Annotated in this window: 15 protein-coding genes; 6 read left to right on the forward strand and 9 right to left on the reverse strand. The window is 62.3% G+C overall.

Annotation, left to right across the window (positions count from 1 at the left end; translation table 11 throughout):
- The first annotated feature begins 9 nt into the window (after window positions 1-9).
- Window positions 10-894 (forward strand): AraC family transcriptional regulator, encoded by an 885-nt coding sequence (locus tag IB262_RS13105; protein WP_034790688.1) that lies wholly within the window; start codon window positions 10-12, stop codon window positions 892-894.
- Between the two features lie 173 nt (window positions 895-1,067).
- On the forward strand, window positions 1,068-3,272 hold the full coding sequence (locus IB262_RS13110) for a TonB-dependent siderophore receptor (protein ID WP_060583486.1): 2,205 nt from the start codon (window positions 1,068-1,070) through the stop codon (window positions 3,270-3,272).
- Window positions 3,273-3,468: 196 nt separating this feature from the next.
- Here the strand turns inward: IB262_RS13110 and IB262_RS13115 are convergent, their stop codons facing one another.
- The 3 genes from IB262_RS13115 to IB262_RS13125 form a co-directional block, all read right to left on the reverse strand.
- Window positions 3,469-3,951 (reverse strand): heme-binding protein, encoded by a 483-nt coding sequence (locus IB262_RS13115; protein WP_192493647.1) that lies wholly within the window; start codon window positions 3,949-3,951, stop codon window positions 3,469-3,471.
- 88 nt (window positions 3,952-4,039) lie between these two features.
- Complete coding sequence (locus IB262_RS13120) at window positions 4,040-4,648, reverse strand: response regulator (RefSeq protein WP_060529182.1); 609 nt, start codon at window positions 4,646-4,648, stop codon at window positions 4,040-4,042.
- On the reverse strand, window positions 4,645-6,045 hold the full coding sequence (locus tag IB262_RS13125) for an ATP-binding protein (protein ID WP_250806614.1): 1,401 nt from the start codon (window positions 6,043-6,045) through the stop codon (window positions 4,645-4,647). The genes IB262_RS13120 and IB262_RS13125 overlap by 4 nt, the downstream gene beginning before the upstream one ends.
- On the opposite strand from IB262_RS13125, the gene IB262_RS35955 reads away from it, so the two are divergent.
- The gene (locus tag IB262_RS35955; protein ID WP_246802634.1) at window positions 6,037-6,183 is read left to right on the forward strand and encodes a hypothetical protein; all 147 of its coding nucleotides are present in this window, start codon (window positions 6,037-6,039) and stop codon (window positions 6,181-6,183) included. The genes IB262_RS13125 and IB262_RS35955 overlap by 9 nt on opposite strands.
- A 163-nt stretch (window positions 6,184-6,346) precedes the next feature.
- Here the strand turns inward: IB262_RS35955 and IB262_RS13130 are convergent, their stop codons facing one another.
- The 4 genes from IB262_RS13130 to IB262_RS13145 form a co-directional block, all read right to left on the reverse strand.
- Window positions 6,347-6,808, reverse strand: a complete 462-nt coding sequence (locus tag IB262_RS13130) for a MaoC family dehydratase (RefSeq protein WP_060521122.1) — start codon at window positions 6,806-6,808, stop codon at window positions 6,347-6,349.
- Window positions 6,809-6,838: 30 nt separating this feature from the next.
- On the reverse strand, window positions 6,839-8,431 hold the full coding sequence (locus IB262_RS13135) for a DHA2 family efflux MFS transporter permease subunit (protein ID WP_192493673.1): 1,593 nt from the start codon (window positions 8,429-8,431) through the stop codon (window positions 6,839-6,841).
- Between the two features lie 70 nt (window positions 8,432-8,501).
- Window positions 8,502-9,704 carry an HlyD family secretion protein gene (locus IB262_RS13140; protein WP_192493648.1) on the reverse strand — a complete coding sequence of 401 codons (1,203 nt, stop codon included), beginning with the start codon at window positions 9,702-9,704 and terminating at the stop codon, window positions 8,502-8,504.
- 297 nt (window positions 9,705-10,001) lie between these two features.
- Window positions 10,002-10,898, reverse strand: coding sequence for a LysR family transcriptional regulator (locus IB262_RS13145; RefSeq protein ID WP_060521125.1), 897 nt, complete (start codon window positions 10,896-10,898; stop codon window positions 10,002-10,004).
- Between the two features lie 116 nt (window positions 10,899-11,014).
- Between IB262_RS13145 and IB262_RS13150 the strand changes: the two genes are divergently transcribed.
- Window positions 11,015-12,001: a cyclase family protein gene (locus IB262_RS13150; protein ID WP_060583494.1), complete on the forward strand. Its 987-nt coding sequence runs from the start codon at window positions 11,015-11,017 to the stop codon at window positions 11,999-12,001.
- Window positions 12,002-12,191: 190 nt separating this feature from the next.
- Window positions 12,192-12,803: an NUDIX domain-containing protein gene (locus IB262_RS13155; RefSeq protein WP_060583495.1), complete on the forward strand. Its 612-nt coding sequence runs from the start codon at window positions 12,192-12,194 to the stop codon at window positions 12,801-12,803.
- A 77-nt stretch (window positions 12,804-12,880) separates the two neighbouring features.
- On the opposite strand, the gene ilvD is transcribed toward IB262_RS13155, so the two are convergent.
- Window positions 12,881-14,551 (reverse strand): dihydroxy-acid dehydratase, encoded by a 1,671-nt coding sequence (gene ilvD / locus IB262_RS13160; RefSeq protein WP_192493649.1) that lies wholly within the window; start codon window positions 14,549-14,551, stop codon window positions 12,881-12,883.
- Window positions 14,552-14,664: 113 nt separating this feature from the next.
- Here ilvD and IB262_RS13165 point away from each other — a divergent pair, with 113 nt between their 5' ends.
- Window positions 14,665-15,588, forward strand: a complete 924-nt coding sequence (locus IB262_RS13165; RefSeq protein ID WP_060521129.1) for a LysR family transcriptional regulator — start codon at window positions 14,665-14,667, stop codon at window positions 15,586-15,588.
- Window positions 15,589-15,656: 68 nt separating this feature from the next.
- Here the strand turns inward: IB262_RS13165 and IB262_RS13170 are convergent, their stop codons facing one another.
- Entirely contained in the window at window positions 15,657-16,583 is a 927-nt protein-coding gene (locus tag IB262_RS13170; RefSeq protein ID WP_034790621.1) for a U32 family peptidase, read from the reverse strand.
- Window positions 16,584-16,589 lie beyond the last annotated feature (6 nt).

Consider the following 16,589-nt stretch of genomic DNA (forward strand, 5'->3'; position numbering starts at 1 on the left):
TACGCCTAGATGTCGTTTCAACCGCGGATGCAGAACAAAATTTCCGGGTTCAAGGTGATCGGCGGGCTCCACCGGCGCGAATGGAACGGCATCATCGCCGACGTCTGGGACGTCGAATGCGAGGCGAGGGCAGGTGGCCACTACCTCTCGGATGATCCGCGCATGTTCATCGTGCTCGACGCTGAAGGCGGTAGCCGTTGCAACGTCAGACTTTCGCCCGATGGGCGCGGCGCGGTCGAGAACGAGCGCCAGCAGGCGCTTTCCTATATCCCGGCGGGCATGGAAATCTGGGCGGACATGGTCGATGTCAGGCGTATCCGCCACCTCGACCTGCATTTCAATCTCGAGGTTCTCGGCCGACGGCTGGAGGAGGAGCTCGATGCGGGGCGATGCGACACGCCACGGCTGATGTTTTACGACGAACGCTTCCTGCAGCTTGCACAGCTGATCGCCGCCGAGTGCCTCAATCCGCAGCCCTTGCACGATCTCTACGGCGATGGCCTGACGGTCGCATTGTTCATCGACCTGATGAAGCTTAATCGCAGCGATGCCCGCAAACGCAGCGCGCTTGCCACCTGGCAACTCCGCCGGGCGGTCGAATACATCGACGAGAACTGGGGGCGCAACATCCGCCTGGAGGAGCTGGCGTCCCTTGCCGGACTGTCGCAGTCGCACTTCAGTCACGCCTTCAAGGCGTCGACCGGCATGGCACCGCACCAGTGGCAGACCAATGCGCGGGTTGAGAGAGCCAAGCAACTGTTGCTGAAGAACGAGGCGTCGCTGACGACGGTTGCGGCCGAGACCGGCTTCTCCGACCAGGCGCACTTCACCCGGGTCTTCCGCAAGGTCGTGGGCGCGACGCCTGCGTCTTGGAAACGCAGCCGATTGAGCTGAGCAAGTTCCATCTTGAAGGGCGGTTGTTCGCATCAAATAGCCCAGAAACGTTCAATTTCCGCTGATCGCGACAAGAGCCACCGGAATAGTTGATATAAACACTCACCTTATTAGAGGGTGTAAGCCGCGCCGCCTGTAAGGCACTGCGGTGGTTCGGGTGAGATGGCAGACAGATGATGGTAAGAGGTAAGGCAGTACGGCTGACGGAGTGGCTGGCAAGCGGGGTCGCCGCCATTGCGGTTCTGGCCACCGGCGCGGCAATGGCGCAGGATGCGCCGGCGACAAGGCTGGAAACGATCGAGGCGACCGGCGCGAGGACGGAGAACGACGCCACAGGTCCGGTCGACGGCTATGTCGCCAAGGCGACGACGACCGGCTCGAAATCCGCAACTCCGATCGCTGAGATCCCGCAGAGCGTTTCCGTCGTCGGACGCGAGGAGCTTGACGACCGCGGCGTCGTCAACAAGGTCGACGAAGCGCTGCGCTACACGCCGGGCGTGATGGCCGAGCCCTTCGGCGTCGATCCGGATACCGACTGGTTCTACATCCGCGGCTTCGACGCGACGCAGACCGGCGTGTTCCTCGACGGCCTCAACCTCTTTTCCTACGGCTTTGGCGGGTTCCAGATCGATCCCTTCATGCTGGAACGTGTCGAGGTGCTGAAAGGTCCGGCTTCGGTGCTTTATGGCGGCGCCAATCCGGGCGGGATCGTCAGCCTCATCAGCAAGCGGCCGACGGGGGAAAACTCCGCCTATGTCGAGACCGGCATCAACAACAACGGCAATGCCTTCCTCGGGATTGACGTGAACCGGCAGCTGGACGACGCAATCAACTATCGCGTCACCGGCAAGATCTCAGGTGGCGACAACTATGTGGACCATTCGGAGGATCTGCGCGGCTTCATCCTGCCGCAGATCACCTATCAGCCCGACGACGCGACCAGCTTGACCGTCTACGGCCTGCTGCAGGGCCTCGACCAGGTTCATACCGGTGGCGGCTTCCTGCCCTATGTCGGCTCGGTCGTCGATGCGCCCTTCGGCAAGATCGACCGCAAGGCCTTCTTTGGCGAGCCGGACATCGATACCGGAACTTATGTGCAGCAGATGCTCGGCTACGAATTCAAGCACGAGTTCGACAGCGGCTGGCAGTTCAGTCAGAACCTTCGCTACGGTCATCTCTACAAGCACGAGAACGGGCCTTACACCTACGGCTACTACGATCCGAGCCTTCCTTTTCCGGTTTCGAACACGCCGGCGACCCCCGACAACCTGCTTTATCGCCTCGGCTTCGAGGCGACGTCGAAGGTCGATACGTTCGCCGTCGACAACCGGCTCGAAGGCGAGTTCGAGACGGGAGCGCTCGAGCATACGCTGCTCGTCGGCCTCGACTACAAGTTCTTCCGGCTGGACCACGTCCAGGCGTCGTCGGCGGGAACGCCGATCAGCGCTACTGATCCGGTCTATGGCGCGCCGCAACCCGCGAACGCCATCTACATCAACCAGGTGATCACACAGCAGCAAATCGGCGTCTACGCGCAGGACCAGATCCGCTTTGGCGACGGCTGGCTCGTCACGCTCAACGGCCGTTACGACTATGTCGACACCAAGACCGACAACGGGCCGACCTTCTGGGCGCCGACCCAGAATTCGAGTTTCGACTACAGCGAAGGCGCGCTTAGCGGCCGCGCCGGCCTTGCCTATGAATTCGACAACGGCCTCACCCCTTACGTCAGCGCCGCGACCTTCTTCAATCCGGTCGTGGCGGTAACGGCGACCGGCAACACGAAGCCCGAGGAGGGTGAGCAGTTCGAGGCCGGGATCAAGTACGAACCGACCTTTTTTGATGGCGTGCTGACGGCGTCCATCTACCAGCTGACCAAGCGCAACGCTCTCGTCACCGATCCGCTGACCAGCATCTCCACCCAGACCGGCGAAGTGCGTTCCCGCGGCATCGAGTTTGAGGGCAAGGTCAATCTCGACGAAAGCTGGAAGCTGATTGCGGGCCTCGATTTCATGGATATCGAGGTGACCGAGGACGCAAACCGTGCGCTGATCGGCAAGTCGCCCTATCTCGTCCCCGATACGCAGGCTTCGCTGTGGCTCGACTACACGGTGCAGCAGGGCGCGCTGGAAGGCCTCAGCCTCGGCGCCGGCGTGCGCTATCGCGGCGAGAGCTGGGCGGACAAGGAAAATACCGCGAAGGTGCCGGCGTCGACCGTCTTCGACGCAGCCCTGCGCTACGAGAAGGACGGCTGGGGCGCTGCCCTCAATGTCACCAACCTGTTCGACAAGCACTATGTCAGCGGCTGCAATGGCCTGCTTGTTTGCGGATATGGCGATGCGCGTACGGTCACGTTGAAGCTCAGCAAGACCTGGTGAGATCGTTCGGCTGATCGATGACCTGCTAAAGCAAACAGGGCGCTCGACCCGTGCCGGGGAGCGCCCTGTTTTTAACCCGGAGTGCCGCTATCGCACGCCAAAGGCGCCGACGGCTGAGAGCTCTCGAAACGGGTAGTGGCCTTTAAATGGAGAGGCCCGCCGCCTTTTCAAGGGCGAGAGCCCCCCTTGGAGCGAATTACTTCGCGCCGATTGCAGCAAGGCCTGCTGTCGCGCAGTTTGCGTCAACGTCGCCCGACGGCGCACCGCCGACACCGATGCCGCCGACGAGCGCCTTGCCGAACTTGATCGGCACGCCGCCGGCCTGGATGACCATGCGTGCGTCCATGTCGCGGAGACCTTCATTGGCGGGATTGGAAGCGATGAATTCGCCGAGGCCAGCCGTGTCGCGCCCCATGGCCGCCGAGGTGAAGGCCTTGCCCTGGGCGCTGTTTCCGGTGTGCGGACCGGAATTGTCGGCCTTCAGCAGCACCTTGGTCGAACCGTCCCGTGCAACGACCGCGACGCTGACATTGTGGCCTTCGGCGGCGCATGCCTTCAGCGCTGCGTCGGCCGCCTTGACGGCCATGTCGAGCGGCAGGTAGACGGCGGTCGGAAGCTCCTGGGCGGTGGCGGCAACGGGAGCGAGAAGAGCTGCTGCAAGCACGATATTGCGGATCATCAATGGGTTCCTTTCCTGTTGATATGGAAAGGTTATTGCGGGACGCCGCCCATCGATATTCGTAGCTCTTCCATCACCATCCGTAGTTCTACGGAGTTTGCGTCCCTTCGAGCCAGATGCGGGTCAACTCCGCCTGCGAGGTGCTGCCGAGCTTGGCGCCGATCGCCGCGCGATGGCTTTCCACCGTTCGCGGCGAGAGGCCGAGCCCCTCGGCGATCTGGCGGGTGGTGAAACCTGCAGCGATGCGATCGAGAACCTCGCGCTCACGCTGCGTGAGCGCTGCCAACAGAGCAAGAGTTTCCGCCTTTTCCGCCCGTGCCTGCATCGTACGCACCAGTATTTCCTGCCCCTTGTGGATCGCGTCGATCAGGTCCTCTTCGTCTATGGGCTTGGAGAGAAAGTCGATGGCGCCGTTGCGGAAGGCGCGCCGGCAAGCTTCGATATCGCCATGGCCGGAAATGACGATTGTCGGCCAGTCCACGCCATTTTCGCGGAGCTTTTCCTGCAGCTTCAGCCCGGAGATCGCCGGCATGCGGATGTCGAGGATCAGGCAACCCGGCTCAAGGCGCGACAATTGCCCGAGAAAAGCCTGCGGATCGGCGAAGGGGATGACCTTGATGCCGACCGTCGAGAGCAGCAGGCCGAGCGCGCGGCGGACCGCATCGTCGTCGTCGACGAGATAGACGGGAACGGTCATTGTGTCTCTTCCAGACGGGCTCGCGCCTTGGGCAGTGTCACCCGGAAGGTGGCGCCCTCGTCGCCGGCCACCAATGTAATCTCGCCGCCGACGCGTTCCACCAGGCGTTGGCTGAGGGCGAGGCCAAGTCCCGTGCCGCCCGCCCGCGTCGTCATGAACGGGGTGAAAAGGCGCGGGCGCAAGGCTTCGGGAATACCTGGGCCATTGTCGACGACATCGAAAACCACCATGGAATCTTCTTGCCTCAAGGTCACGACCACGCCGGGCGCTTCGCCTGCGTGACCGTCAAGTGCTTCCATCGCATTACGCACCAGATTGAAGGCTACCTGCTCGATTTCGACCGGGTCGCCTGTCACGATCACCGGCGTTTCCGGCAGGTGGAACTCCAGCAGGATGCTGCGGGACCGGGCGTCCTGCTCCAGCAGCGCCTCGACATTGCCGAGCGCTCGGCGCAGGTCGAATGCACTCACAGGTACCGCATTCGGCTGCGACCAGTTGCGGAACCGCTCCAGAATACCGGAAGCCCGGCGCGCCTGACTGACGGTATCGTCGAGCACGGAGGCGAGCGCCGCCTGGTTTCCCTGGTTGAGGAGGCGACGCCCGGCTTGAGCCTGCGCGAGGATCGCGGTCAAGGGTTGGGTCAACTCGTGGGCCATGCCGCTTGCCATCTCTCCAAGCGCATTGACCCGTGAGGCATGGCTAAGCCGCGAATCGAGCGCGCTCAGCCGTGCCTGCTGTTCCGCCGCGCGGGTTCGCGCCCGTTGGCGCAAGGCCGCCAAGCCTGCGAGATAGGCGAGCGTCAGGGCGACGAACGTCAGGCCAGTCTGTAGGGGCGGAAACATATCGGAGAGACCGATATCCATACCGGTTTCGAGCAAGAGCGGTTGTGACGCGCTGCTGAGCGGCCTGGAGAAGCGGATGGCATTGGGCAGCGTGGCCGGCTGAAGCAGATTGTGCCCGTCCGGCAGCGAAAGCCGGACGGCCGTGCTCGATCGGGACCAGAAAGGCCCGCCATCGCCGATCAGCTTGCCGGCATCGATGGCGAGCATCAACCCGTAGCGCGCCTCGTTCGTGTTGGGGCTGCGCTTGACCATCATGTAATGATCGGGGCGCTGCGGATGCGGCAGAAGCGCAATCCGGCCGTCGGAAGCTTTGGCCGCCGCACGAATGCGCTTGGCCGTCGCCGCATCCAGCGGACCGGTCCCGATCGTCTCTGTCTCCGGATCAAGCGAGACAAGCTGGACTTCATCAATGCGCGGATAGAAGCGGGTAATCGTGCGCGCGACATCCAGGAAGAGATCGTGCCGGCGCCCTTCGGACGCAACCGCCACGGCCGAAAGCGCCGTCAAATGGGCATCGTGCTGATCGGCGCGCTGGGAGGCCAGCCCATGGAGCACGGTACTTTCCTGCTCCAGTTCGGCAACGAGGGACTGTCGCTCACGAGCGCCGAGGGCCACGGCCCCGACAAGCAGGAGGAGACACCAAAGGGCAGCAAGAAAAAAGGGTCGTTCAAGAAACGGACGGTTGTTCGGTAACATTGATCATTCTTGTCATTTGCAGGCTTTCTTGCACAGCCTTCCATTGCTGCTGTCCGGCTGCGCGGGGCGCCTGCCGGGGAAAATACGGTCCCGACGACAGAAAATCCAGAGCGCGTCGCGCGGCGCTACCCCGAAGGATCGCCAAGCACGGCCGGCCGTTTCAGCCCGGCTTGCGCGCGATCACGAGCTTCGCCTTGAGGATCTGCACGACCTCGTTGCGCTGGTTGATCGTCTGGCTGACGACGACGGCGATGCCGCGGTCCGGTTTCGAGCGCGAGGGAATGATCTCGACCACCTCGCTTTCGACACGCAGGGTATCGCCGGGCCGCGTCGGGGCCGGCCAAGTGATGTCTCCGCCCGCGCCGATGAGGCCACCGGCGAAAGGCAGGCCGGTCTCCACGTTCAGCCGCATCGTGATCGCCGCCGTGTGCCACCCGCTTGCGGCCAGGCCCTTGAAGAGCGTGTCACTGGCGGCCGCCTCGTCCAGATGAAACGGCTGCGGGTCGAACTGCGCGGCAAAAGTCTTGATCTGCGCCTCGTCGACCGTATGCGTCGCGCTGGTAAAGCGTTGTCCGACGTGAAGATCCTCCAGATAGAGACGATCCGGTCTGGAACCATGCATGGGCCTTCCTCCTTCCATCGTATCTTCGAATTAGTGTGCGCCACCCGCGCCGGCGCCGCCGAGTTGGATCTTGCGGGTGAAGAGCAGCGCGATGGCTGCAAGCGCCAGCACGATCCCGATCACCGCGAAGGTATCACTGAAACCGAGGATCAGCGCCTGCCGGCGAACCGTAGCACCGATCACGGCGATCGCCTTGTGCTGTGCGACGGCGGCATCGGTGACGCCATGGGCCATGAAATGCCGCGTCAGATCGCCGATCCGGTCGCGGACTTCGTCGCGATAGACGGTCACCGACTGGCCGATGATGTTTGAGTGAAACTGCTCACGCTTGGTCAGCACCGTCGCAAGGGTGGCCGTGCCGACGGCGCCGCCGAGATTGCGCAGCATGTTCGACAGGCCCGAGGCGGCTGCCGCGTCGTTCGGGGCGATACGGGCGGTGGTGATCACCGTGATCGGCGTCAGCACCAGCGCCTGACCGATGGCGCGTACGATATTCGGGACGAAGAACTGGTCGCCGGCACTGTCGAGCGACAGCGTCGTGTTCATGAAACAGCTGGCCGCGAAGATGCTGATGCCGACGAAACCGATATAGCGCACGTCGAACCGCTTCATCAGCGCCGGCACGAGCGGGATGATGAGAAGCTGCGGCAGCCCGGTCCAGGCAAGCACGAGGCCAATCTGCTCGGCATTGTAGCGCTGCACCTGGCCGAGATACTGCGGCAGGATGTAGACCGTGCCGAACAGGGCGACGCCGACAAGCACGTTGACGAGAACGCCGACCCCGAAATTGCGCTGCTTGAGCAGGCGCAATTGCACCAGCGGCTTTTCGACCCTGAGCTCTATGATGATGAAGGCGATCAGGAACACGGCCGCCGTCAAAGCGAGCTTGACGATGAACGGCGACTGGAACCAGTCGTCCTTGTTGCCTTCCTCCAAAACCGTCTGCAGCGCCGAAAGGCCGATGGCCATGGTAATAATGCCGGCCCAATCGCCCTCCTTGAGCAGGGACAATTGCATCGGCTTTTTTTCAAGGGTGAAGTAGAGCGCAATTACCATCACCAGGCTCGGCGGGGCGTTGACGAAAAAGATCGACTGCCAGCCATAATTCTCGGTGAGATAGCCGCCGATCGTCGGGCCAATCGCCGGGGCGAAGGTAACGGAGAGCGCAAACAGCGCCAGGCCGAGCGGCTGCTGTGCTTTGGGCAGGCGGGTCAACACCATGGTGAAGGCCATCGGAATGAGCACGCCGCCGGCAAAGCCCTGCAGACCGCGCAGCGCAATCATCGAGCCTAGATCATGGGCAAACGCACAGGCCGCCGAAAACAGCGGAAACAGGATGGCGTTCGTCAGCATATAGCGCCGGAACGAGAAGACCCGGCTCAAATAGTCGGTGAGCGGGATCACGACGATTTCGCCGATGAGATACGAGGTCGATATCCAGGCGCCGTTGTCGACGCCGGTACCGATGCCGCCTTCGATATCGAGCAGCGAGGCGTTGGTAATCTGGATGTTGAGGATCGCCATGAAGGCGCCGATCAGGCCGGCAAGAACGGAAATCCAGGCCGTCGTACTTGCCTTGTCGGGCGACGTTGCTGCGGGCTCACGCACGCCGGGCGAAACCATGGGCATCGTGGTGGTGGACATTGCATCCTCCTGCCAGCCCTTAAAGCTGGGAACGGCGTCTGAGCGTCCTTCAGTTTATGCTTGCCGACACGGCGGCCACCGCCGTTCCTGCGGTTCGGGTGTCGATCGTCGGGTAGACGGACATGCCGGGCCGCAGCACCACGTCGAGCGGACTGTCGCGATTGATCACGATCTTGACGGGGATGCGCTGCACCACCTTGGTGAAGTTTCCCGTCGCATTGTCGGGCGGCAGCAGCGCAAATTCCTGGCCGCTTGCCGGCGAGATGCTGTCGACGTGGCCCTCGAAGACCTGGCCCGGGAAGGTGTCCACCTCTATCGCCACGGTCTGGCCGGGAACGACATCGGCAAGCTGTGTTTCCTTGTAGTTGGCAACGATGTAGGCCGCGTGCGTGGGCACGACTGCCATCAGCTGTGTCCCGGCCTGCACATATTGACCGACGCGCAAGGTGCGGTTGCCGATCACGCCGTCGATCGGTGCTGCGAGCGCGGTGTAGGAGAGGTTGAGCTCGGCCTGATGATCGGCCGCCTTCGCGCTGTCGAGCGCGGCCTTTGCTTGTGCGACTTCGGCTTTGATCACGTCGAGCTGCTTGACCGCGCTTGCGAGCGCTGCCGTGTCGCGCGTCACCGCGGCCCTTGCGGCGGCAATGCGTGAGGCCGCCTGTTGCGCGTTCTGCAGGGTACCGAAGCCTTGCCTTGCGAGCTCCGAATAGCGCCTGTCGTCCTGCTCGGCGAAGGTTTGGTCGGCCTTGTCGGCCTCGACCGTCGCCTTGGCCGAATCGATCACGGATTGCTGTGCGATGAGAGCCGATTGCTTGTTTGCGATATTGGCCTCGGCGGCTTCGACGCCGGCCCTGGTCTGTTCGAGGCTGACTGTGAAGTCCCGATCGTCGATGCGGGCGAGAACCTGTCCGGCCTTGACCTGCTGGTTGTCGGTGACCAGCACCTCGGCGATATGGCCCGAGACCTTTGGGGCAATGGTCGTGCTATCGGCCTTCACATAGGCGTCGTCGGTCGACACCTCGAAGCGACCCGTCGTCCAGTAGGCCCAACCGAAATCGGTCGCGCCGGCGACGGCTGCGATGGCAACGGATGCGAAAAGCACATTGCGAAGCCAGCGCCTGCGGGTTCCGATAGCGTTCGTGGCGATCACAGTCGGGATGACAGGCAGCGTCCGCTGTGCCTCCACGCCGGGCACGGCCTCCATCGTTTTCATGGGCTGGGCATTTTCGATGCTGAATGACTGCTGGCTCATTTCCGGTTCCTTTCACCGGTGCGGCGCGCGTCGAAATGAACGGTTGGCCAAATAAGGAAACTTTATGCTTTCCAAAATATTCGCGCCGCCGATTGCTGTCAAACGAATTTGGAAAGTTTGGCCGTTCCATAATCTGAGCTGTCACCCAGGTAACATGATTACGAGGCGTTCGCGATCGACGGCGCCCGCGCCATCTTCAGTTGGCCGAACATGACAGCTATCTGAATGCGGCTACCGGGGCGCATATTCCGCGTGAACCTCACGACCCGGTTCTGAGGTATTTGTCACGCCGAGCCCTTAAAGCCCGGCCTGTCGCATCTCGCTTGCCAGAAACTCGGTGAAGGCCTTCACCTTCGGCAGCAACAGCCGATTGGTAGGATAGACCGCGTAGATGCCGCGTTCGGCGAGCTTGTGACCAGGCAGCACCTGGCAGAGCTTGCCCTCGGCAAGCAACGGCGTGGCGATGAAGGAGGGCAACACGCCAATGCCGATGCCCGCCTGAATCATTTCGCTGAGCATCAGGCTGTTGTCGGCGACGAAACGTGCCGGCAGGTCGATCATGACGGCGCCGTCAGGCCCTTCCAGCCTCCAGCTGCCGGGCTGGTCGGCCAGGCGATAGGTGAGGCAATGGTGGCTCTTGAGATCGGCAACGGTCGCGGGCGTGCCATTGTCTGCGAGATAGGCCGGGGCGGCGCAGATGACTTGGCCAATGTCGCCGAGCCGCCGGGCGATCAGCGATGAATCCGTCAGAGCCGCACGCACCCGGATGGAAACGTCAAAGCCTTCCGAAACGACGTCGAGCACGTGGTCGTCGAGCGTCATGTCGACCTTCAATTGCGGATGAAGTGTCATGAAGCGCGCGAGCATCGGCGCAAGCACGGTCAATCCGAAGGAGAGAGGCGCATTGAGCCGGAGCCGGCCGTTGATCTCGCCTGCCTCGCCGGAGGTGGTGCGCTCCAGATGATCGAGCTCGTCGAGAAGCCGGCAGCATTCGGAAAAATAGGCGCGTCCGTTTTCCGACAGGCTCATGCGCCGGGTCGTGCGCACGATGAGCACGGCCCCGAGCCGTTCTTCCAGTTGCCGGACCTGCTTGCTGATCGACGCGTTCGACTGTCCGAGCTCCTCCGCCGCCTTGTTGAAGCTCTGAAGTTCGATGACGCGGCGGAACGAACGCATGGCGGCCAGCAGATCCATATTTTCTCCAGAGTAAATTATATTTTCAATTCATCGCTGATTATTCTCTTCAGCGCCAGCAATAAGGTGAGCCCAGCTTCCTGATATCGCGGGAAGACCAGAAGAAGGAGTTCATCATGTTCAACACCGCAGTCCTGGAGCGTGTCTTGGTCGCTTCTCTCGTCGCCAGCCTCGTCGGCGGCCCGGCCTTCGCGCAGGAGGTCGGCAAGAGCCCGTGGGGGCCGAAGGACGAGATCGGGCGCCTCAACCTCATCACGCCGGATTCCCGCGCCGCCATTTTGTCGCGGATCGAGGGGAGCAAGTCCTACGACCTCGCGGTCGAGTATTTCATCGGCATGCCCAGCTGGGAGGCGGCCGGGGACCCGCCCTACCAGATGTGGATGACGCACACGCCGAATGGCACTCTGGTCTCCGATCCGATGAAGGTCGGCAAGGAGATGAACGCCCATGTCAGCTACACCGGCTCGGCGGTTTCTATGTATGCCCACATGGGTACCCACATTGACGCGCTCAATCACTTCGGCCTGAACGGCAAGATCTGGAATGGCTATGCCGCTGCCGATCACCTCGGGGACCAGGGTTGGACCATCACCGGCGCCGAAAAGCTGCCGCCGATCGTCGCGCGCGGCGTGATGATCGACGTCGCGGCAGCCAAAGGCATGCAGATGCTGCCCGACAACTACCGGATCACGCGCAAGGATCTCGAAGACGCGCTGAAAAGCCAGGGCGTGACGCTGGCGGAGGGCGATGTCGCCTTGATCCGCACGGGTCGCATGCAGAACTACGAAGACAAGTCCGCCTATATGAGCAACCCTCCCGGCCTCAGCATCGACGCGGCAAAGTTCCTCGTCGAGGACGGCGGCGCCATGGTGGTGGGCGCAGATAACCTGAGCTTCGAAGCCTTTCCGGCCGAAACGGAAAACAACTACATTCCCGTTCACACCTACCTGCTCGCGCAGCAAGGCGCTCCGATCATCGAGCTCATCAATCTCGAACAACTGTCCAAGGACAGGGTCTACGAGTTCGCCTTCGTTGGTGCGTCGTTGAAGTTCCGTGGCGCCGACGCAGCTCCGATCCGGCCGGTCGCCTTCCCGTTGCGATAGGCGGATGCCGTTAGGCCATCGACTGACGCGAGTGCCGCGGGATTGCGCCCGCGGCACTCGCCGTTTCCGCAACAAACGCCGCCCGATATCCCTGCCGCATGGCGACGTCCGTACACGAAAAATCTTGACATTGCACGAACGTGCACGAAATTACTGGACCGCATCACAACCATTATCAATGGAGGGCAGCATGAGCATTGCGCACCGAATTCAAGTGGAAGACGTCACTATTCTCTCGGATGATTGGTACGTCCTGAAGAAAACCACCTTTTCCTTTCTGCGCGGCGACGGGAGCTGGCAGCGGCAGTCACGGGAAACCTACGATCGCGGCAACGGCGCGACGATCCTGCTCTACGATCTGGTCCGCCGCACCGTGATCCTGACCCGACAGTTTCGCTACCCAGCCTTCGTCAACGGCCATGATGACCTGCTCGTCGAGGCGCCGGCGGGACTGCTCGACAACGCCGAACCGGAAGCGCGCATCCGCGCGGAAACGGAGGAGGAGACGGGCTTTCGCGTGCGCGACGTGCGACAGGTGTTCGACGCCTTCATGAGCCCAGGCTCGGTGACCGAGCGCCTGCATTTCTTCGTTGGCGAGTACCAGCCCGACGACCGCACATCCCAGGGCGGCGGCAACAAAGACGAAGGCGAGGATATCGCAGTTCTCGAACTTGGCATAGACGAGGCGCTTGCCATGATCCGCTCTGGCGCCATCCGCGATGGCAAGACGATCATGCTTCTGCAGTACGCCGCCTTGAACCTGTTCTCCAACCGAGTACCGGTCAGCGGCGTTGCAGATTGAGGCTGCGGCGCCCACCCGCCTCTGGGTCGGCGTCGATGACCCGGTTTTCCGACGGCTGTCGAAAATGCTCAGCAACGTCAGCCGGTGACCGCACCTTCGCTGGCCGGGCGCACCAGGGCCGCATACTTTGCCAGCACGCCCCGCCGATAACGCGGCGCAGGCTGGAGCCACAACGCCCGCCGTCGGGCGATCTCGTCTACCGGCAGGTTAAGCTGCAGGAGCCGCTTGCCAGCGTCGATCGTGATCTGGTCACCATCCTCGACGAGGGCGATCGTTTCGCCTTCGAACGCTTCCGGGGAGACATGGCCGACGACCATGCCCCATGTGCCACCGGAAAACCGCCCGTCGGTGACAAGGCCGACGCTCTCGCCGAGACCGCGCCCGATGATCGCCGATGTGGGAGCGAGCATTTCCGGCATGCCCGGTCCGCCTTTCGGGCCGAGATAACGAAGGACGAGGATATCACCTGGCCTTATTGTGTCGGAGAAAATGGCATCCATGGCGGACTGCTCGTCCTCAAAGACCCGCGCCGGACCGGTCATGACGGGGCGCTTGAGCCCGCTGATCTTCGCGACCGCCCCGCCTTCAGCGAGATTGCCATTGAGGATCGCGAGATGTCCTTCGCGATAGAGCGGTGCACTGAGCGGCCGGATGACCTCCTGCTCTGCGGTGGGCCTATCCGGCACGTGCGAGAGTTCCTCTCCGATTGTCCTGCCGGTTATCGTAAGACAATCACCGTAGAGCAGGCCCGCGTTCAACAGGAGTTTCAGTACCTGCGGCACGCCACCGGCCTTGTGAAGGTCGACGGCCATATAGCGGCCGGACGGCTTCAGGTCGCAGATCACCGGAACCTGGCGACGCACGCGCTCGAAATCCTCCAACGTCCAGTCGACCTCAGCCGCATGCGCGATCGCCAGGTAGTGCAGCACGGCGTTCGTCGAGCCACCCGTCGCCATGACGAGTGTGATTGCGTTTTCAATCGATTGCCGCGTGACGATGTCGCGCGGCCTGATGCCCTTCTTCACGGCATCCACCAGGACGCGTGCCGATTCGACGGTGCTGTCGATCTTCTCCCGGTCGGGATTGGCCATGTTCGACGAGTAGAGCAGGGACATGCCCAGGGCTTCAAACGAGGAACTCATCGTGTTGGCCGTGTACATGCCGCCGCAGGATCCGGTCGTCGGACAGGCATTTCGCTCTATGCCTTCGAAATCCTCCGCGCTCATCTGGCCTGCCATGTAGGCGCCGACGGCCTCGAATGCCGAAACGACCGAGAGGCTCTGCCCCTTCCAGAGACCGGGCTTTATCGTGCCGCCATAGACATAGATGGCCGGGACATTGGCGCGGAGAATGCCGATCATGCCGCCCGGCATGTTCTTGTCGCAGCCGCCGAGCACCAGAACGCCGTCCATCCATTGACCCTGCACCGTCGTCTCGACGCAGTCAGCAATTACCTCACGCGAGACGAGGGAGTATTTCATGCCCTCTGTTCCCATGGACATGCCGTCCGAAATCGTCGGCGTCCCGAATATCTGTGGGTTAGCTCCAGCAGCCTTGATCGCGGTTACGGCCGCGTCCGCGAGTGGCTGCAGCCCGGCATTGCAGGGCGTGATCGTCGAGTGGCCATTGGCAATACCAATCATCGGCTTGGCGAAATCGGCCTTCTTGTATCCGAGCGCATAATACATTGCCCGGTTCGGCGAACGGGCGACGCCTTCTGTAATCTGTCTGGATCGTTGGTTGTGCATCTTGGCCTCCCGAATTGGCCTCCCGAAATCGAGACCAACCTACTGGCGCGCAAAAGAGTTGTGAAATATATTTCTGACGCCAATTTAGGTCGCTAAACATATTAATGAGCAACATGGACCTGAGACAGATTCGCCAGTTCGTGGCGGTTGCCGAGGAACTTCATTTCGGCCGCGCCGCCGAACGCCTCAACATGACGCAACCGCCGCTCAGTCAAGCGATCCAGGCGCTGGAAAGAGAACTCGGATTGCGGCTTTTCGATCGCACCAAACGCGAGGTGAAACTCACGCCCGTCGGCGAGCAATGGTTTGTGCATGCCCGACGCGTTCTGGCAGAGGCGACAGCGCTGCCTGATATCGCGAGAAAGCTTGCACGCGGCGAAATGGGGCTCCTGCGCCTGTCCTTCGTCAGTACTGTCGACTATAGCCTGCTGCCAGCAGCCGTCGGTCGCTTTCGGGCTGCCTATCCAAACGTCGAGCTCTCTCTGCGCGAAGCGACAAGCGACGTGCAGATCGATGCCCTGCTAAGGAGCGAAGTCGATGTCGGCATCGTCATCGCTCCGCCATCCAGTTCGCTGAGCCAAACCCTGAGCTATCGCCCGATCCTTCGCGAACCGCTGATTGCCGCGGTCCCGTCATCCTGGATAGACGAAGGGCGCGACGGCTTCTGCGAGGGGATACTCCAACCTGCCGCGTTCTTCGCCGCGCCACTGATCCTCTTTCCACGGCGGTCCGCGCCGATCTTTCACGACCTTGTTTCGGGCTACTTCGCCGAGCATCGCTCAGCCTTCTCCGTCTTCCAGGAGGCTATACAGATGCAGACGATCATCGGACTGGTGGGCTCCGGGATGGGTGTCGCACTGGTTCCGCAGTCCATGACCAGGCTGCAGCGAGACGGGGTGACCTATCTGCCGCTTTCCGGGCGCGTCCCGACAGTTGAAACTGGCTTGCTTTGGCGCACCAATGATCGGAACGCGGCATGCGCAAACTTTCTCGCTGTCGCCAATGCGTCGGTTCATCAGCCTGCGCAAGCGCTGTAACCGACAGGTGGATCCTGCGAAGGACGCAATTCGCAAATGCGAGGCGATGTATGCGCCTCCTCACCTCGCTAACTTGCTTCGGCGGATATCCATGCCGCTCCTGTCTGACCGTGGTGGAAACCATTCGAAAACGGCCTGTTTGGGTAAACGCCGCCAAGATCCGCCTGTGCTTCACGTGGTGAGCATCGCCCGGCGATGACATCGTCGAAGATGCGGGCCACGGCCGCCATGTCGCAATCCTGCGGCGACAGCCGAATGCGGGAAACGCCGGCGGCGGCAAGCTCCGGCAGTTCCTGGATCAGCGCCTGGCAGGTGTGCGACATGGTCTGTACGCCGTTCAGCGCCAGAAAAGCCTGGCTGTCGAGGGTCTCGACGGTCAGGCCGTCAGGGTCTTCGCCGCAGATGAACTGGCAATTGTCCTTGATCAGCCCCTTGGAGCGGGCATGGGCGCAACGCGCCGAAATCGCCAGCGGTACGCGGCCGAACGCGAAGACCTCGAAGGCGACCCCCGGACTTTCCTCGATAATGCCGCGCACCGACGTCATCGGCAGTTCTGGCGGCAGACAGATGCTCATCGCGCCCCTCGAGGCCAAGAGCCGGGCAGTCGCGCCGTTATAGACGTTGACCAGCGGCCCGATAGAATGCGGCTTGCCGGCAAGCAGGTGCAGCGCGGATAGGTCATTGACCTCGATCGGATGGGCGCTGTCACGCACCAGCCCGCGCACCAACTGGCTTTCACGTTCCAGCGTCACCAGCGCGAGCGAGGCGAGGCTCACCTGCTTGCCGGCATTCTCCAGCCGTTCGATGACCTCGCCGACATGGGGCTCGATGAAATGCAGCCGCTTCGAGCAGACGGCCTCGCCGATCGTGACGTGGGCGATCGGCGCTTCGTCAGCGATGCGGAAATAGAAATCGCGCCATTTGGGGCCATCCCAGAGATAGTAGACCGGGCCGAGGCTCAGGACGGGCTTGGATGGGCTTGTCGATATGGTCATGGGCCG

It is taken from the genome of Ensifer sp. ENS02, from assembly GCF_014851885.1.
Taxonomy (GTDB): domain Bacteria; phylum Pseudomonadota; class Alphaproteobacteria; order Rhizobiales; family Rhizobiaceae; genus Ensifer; species Ensifer adhaerens.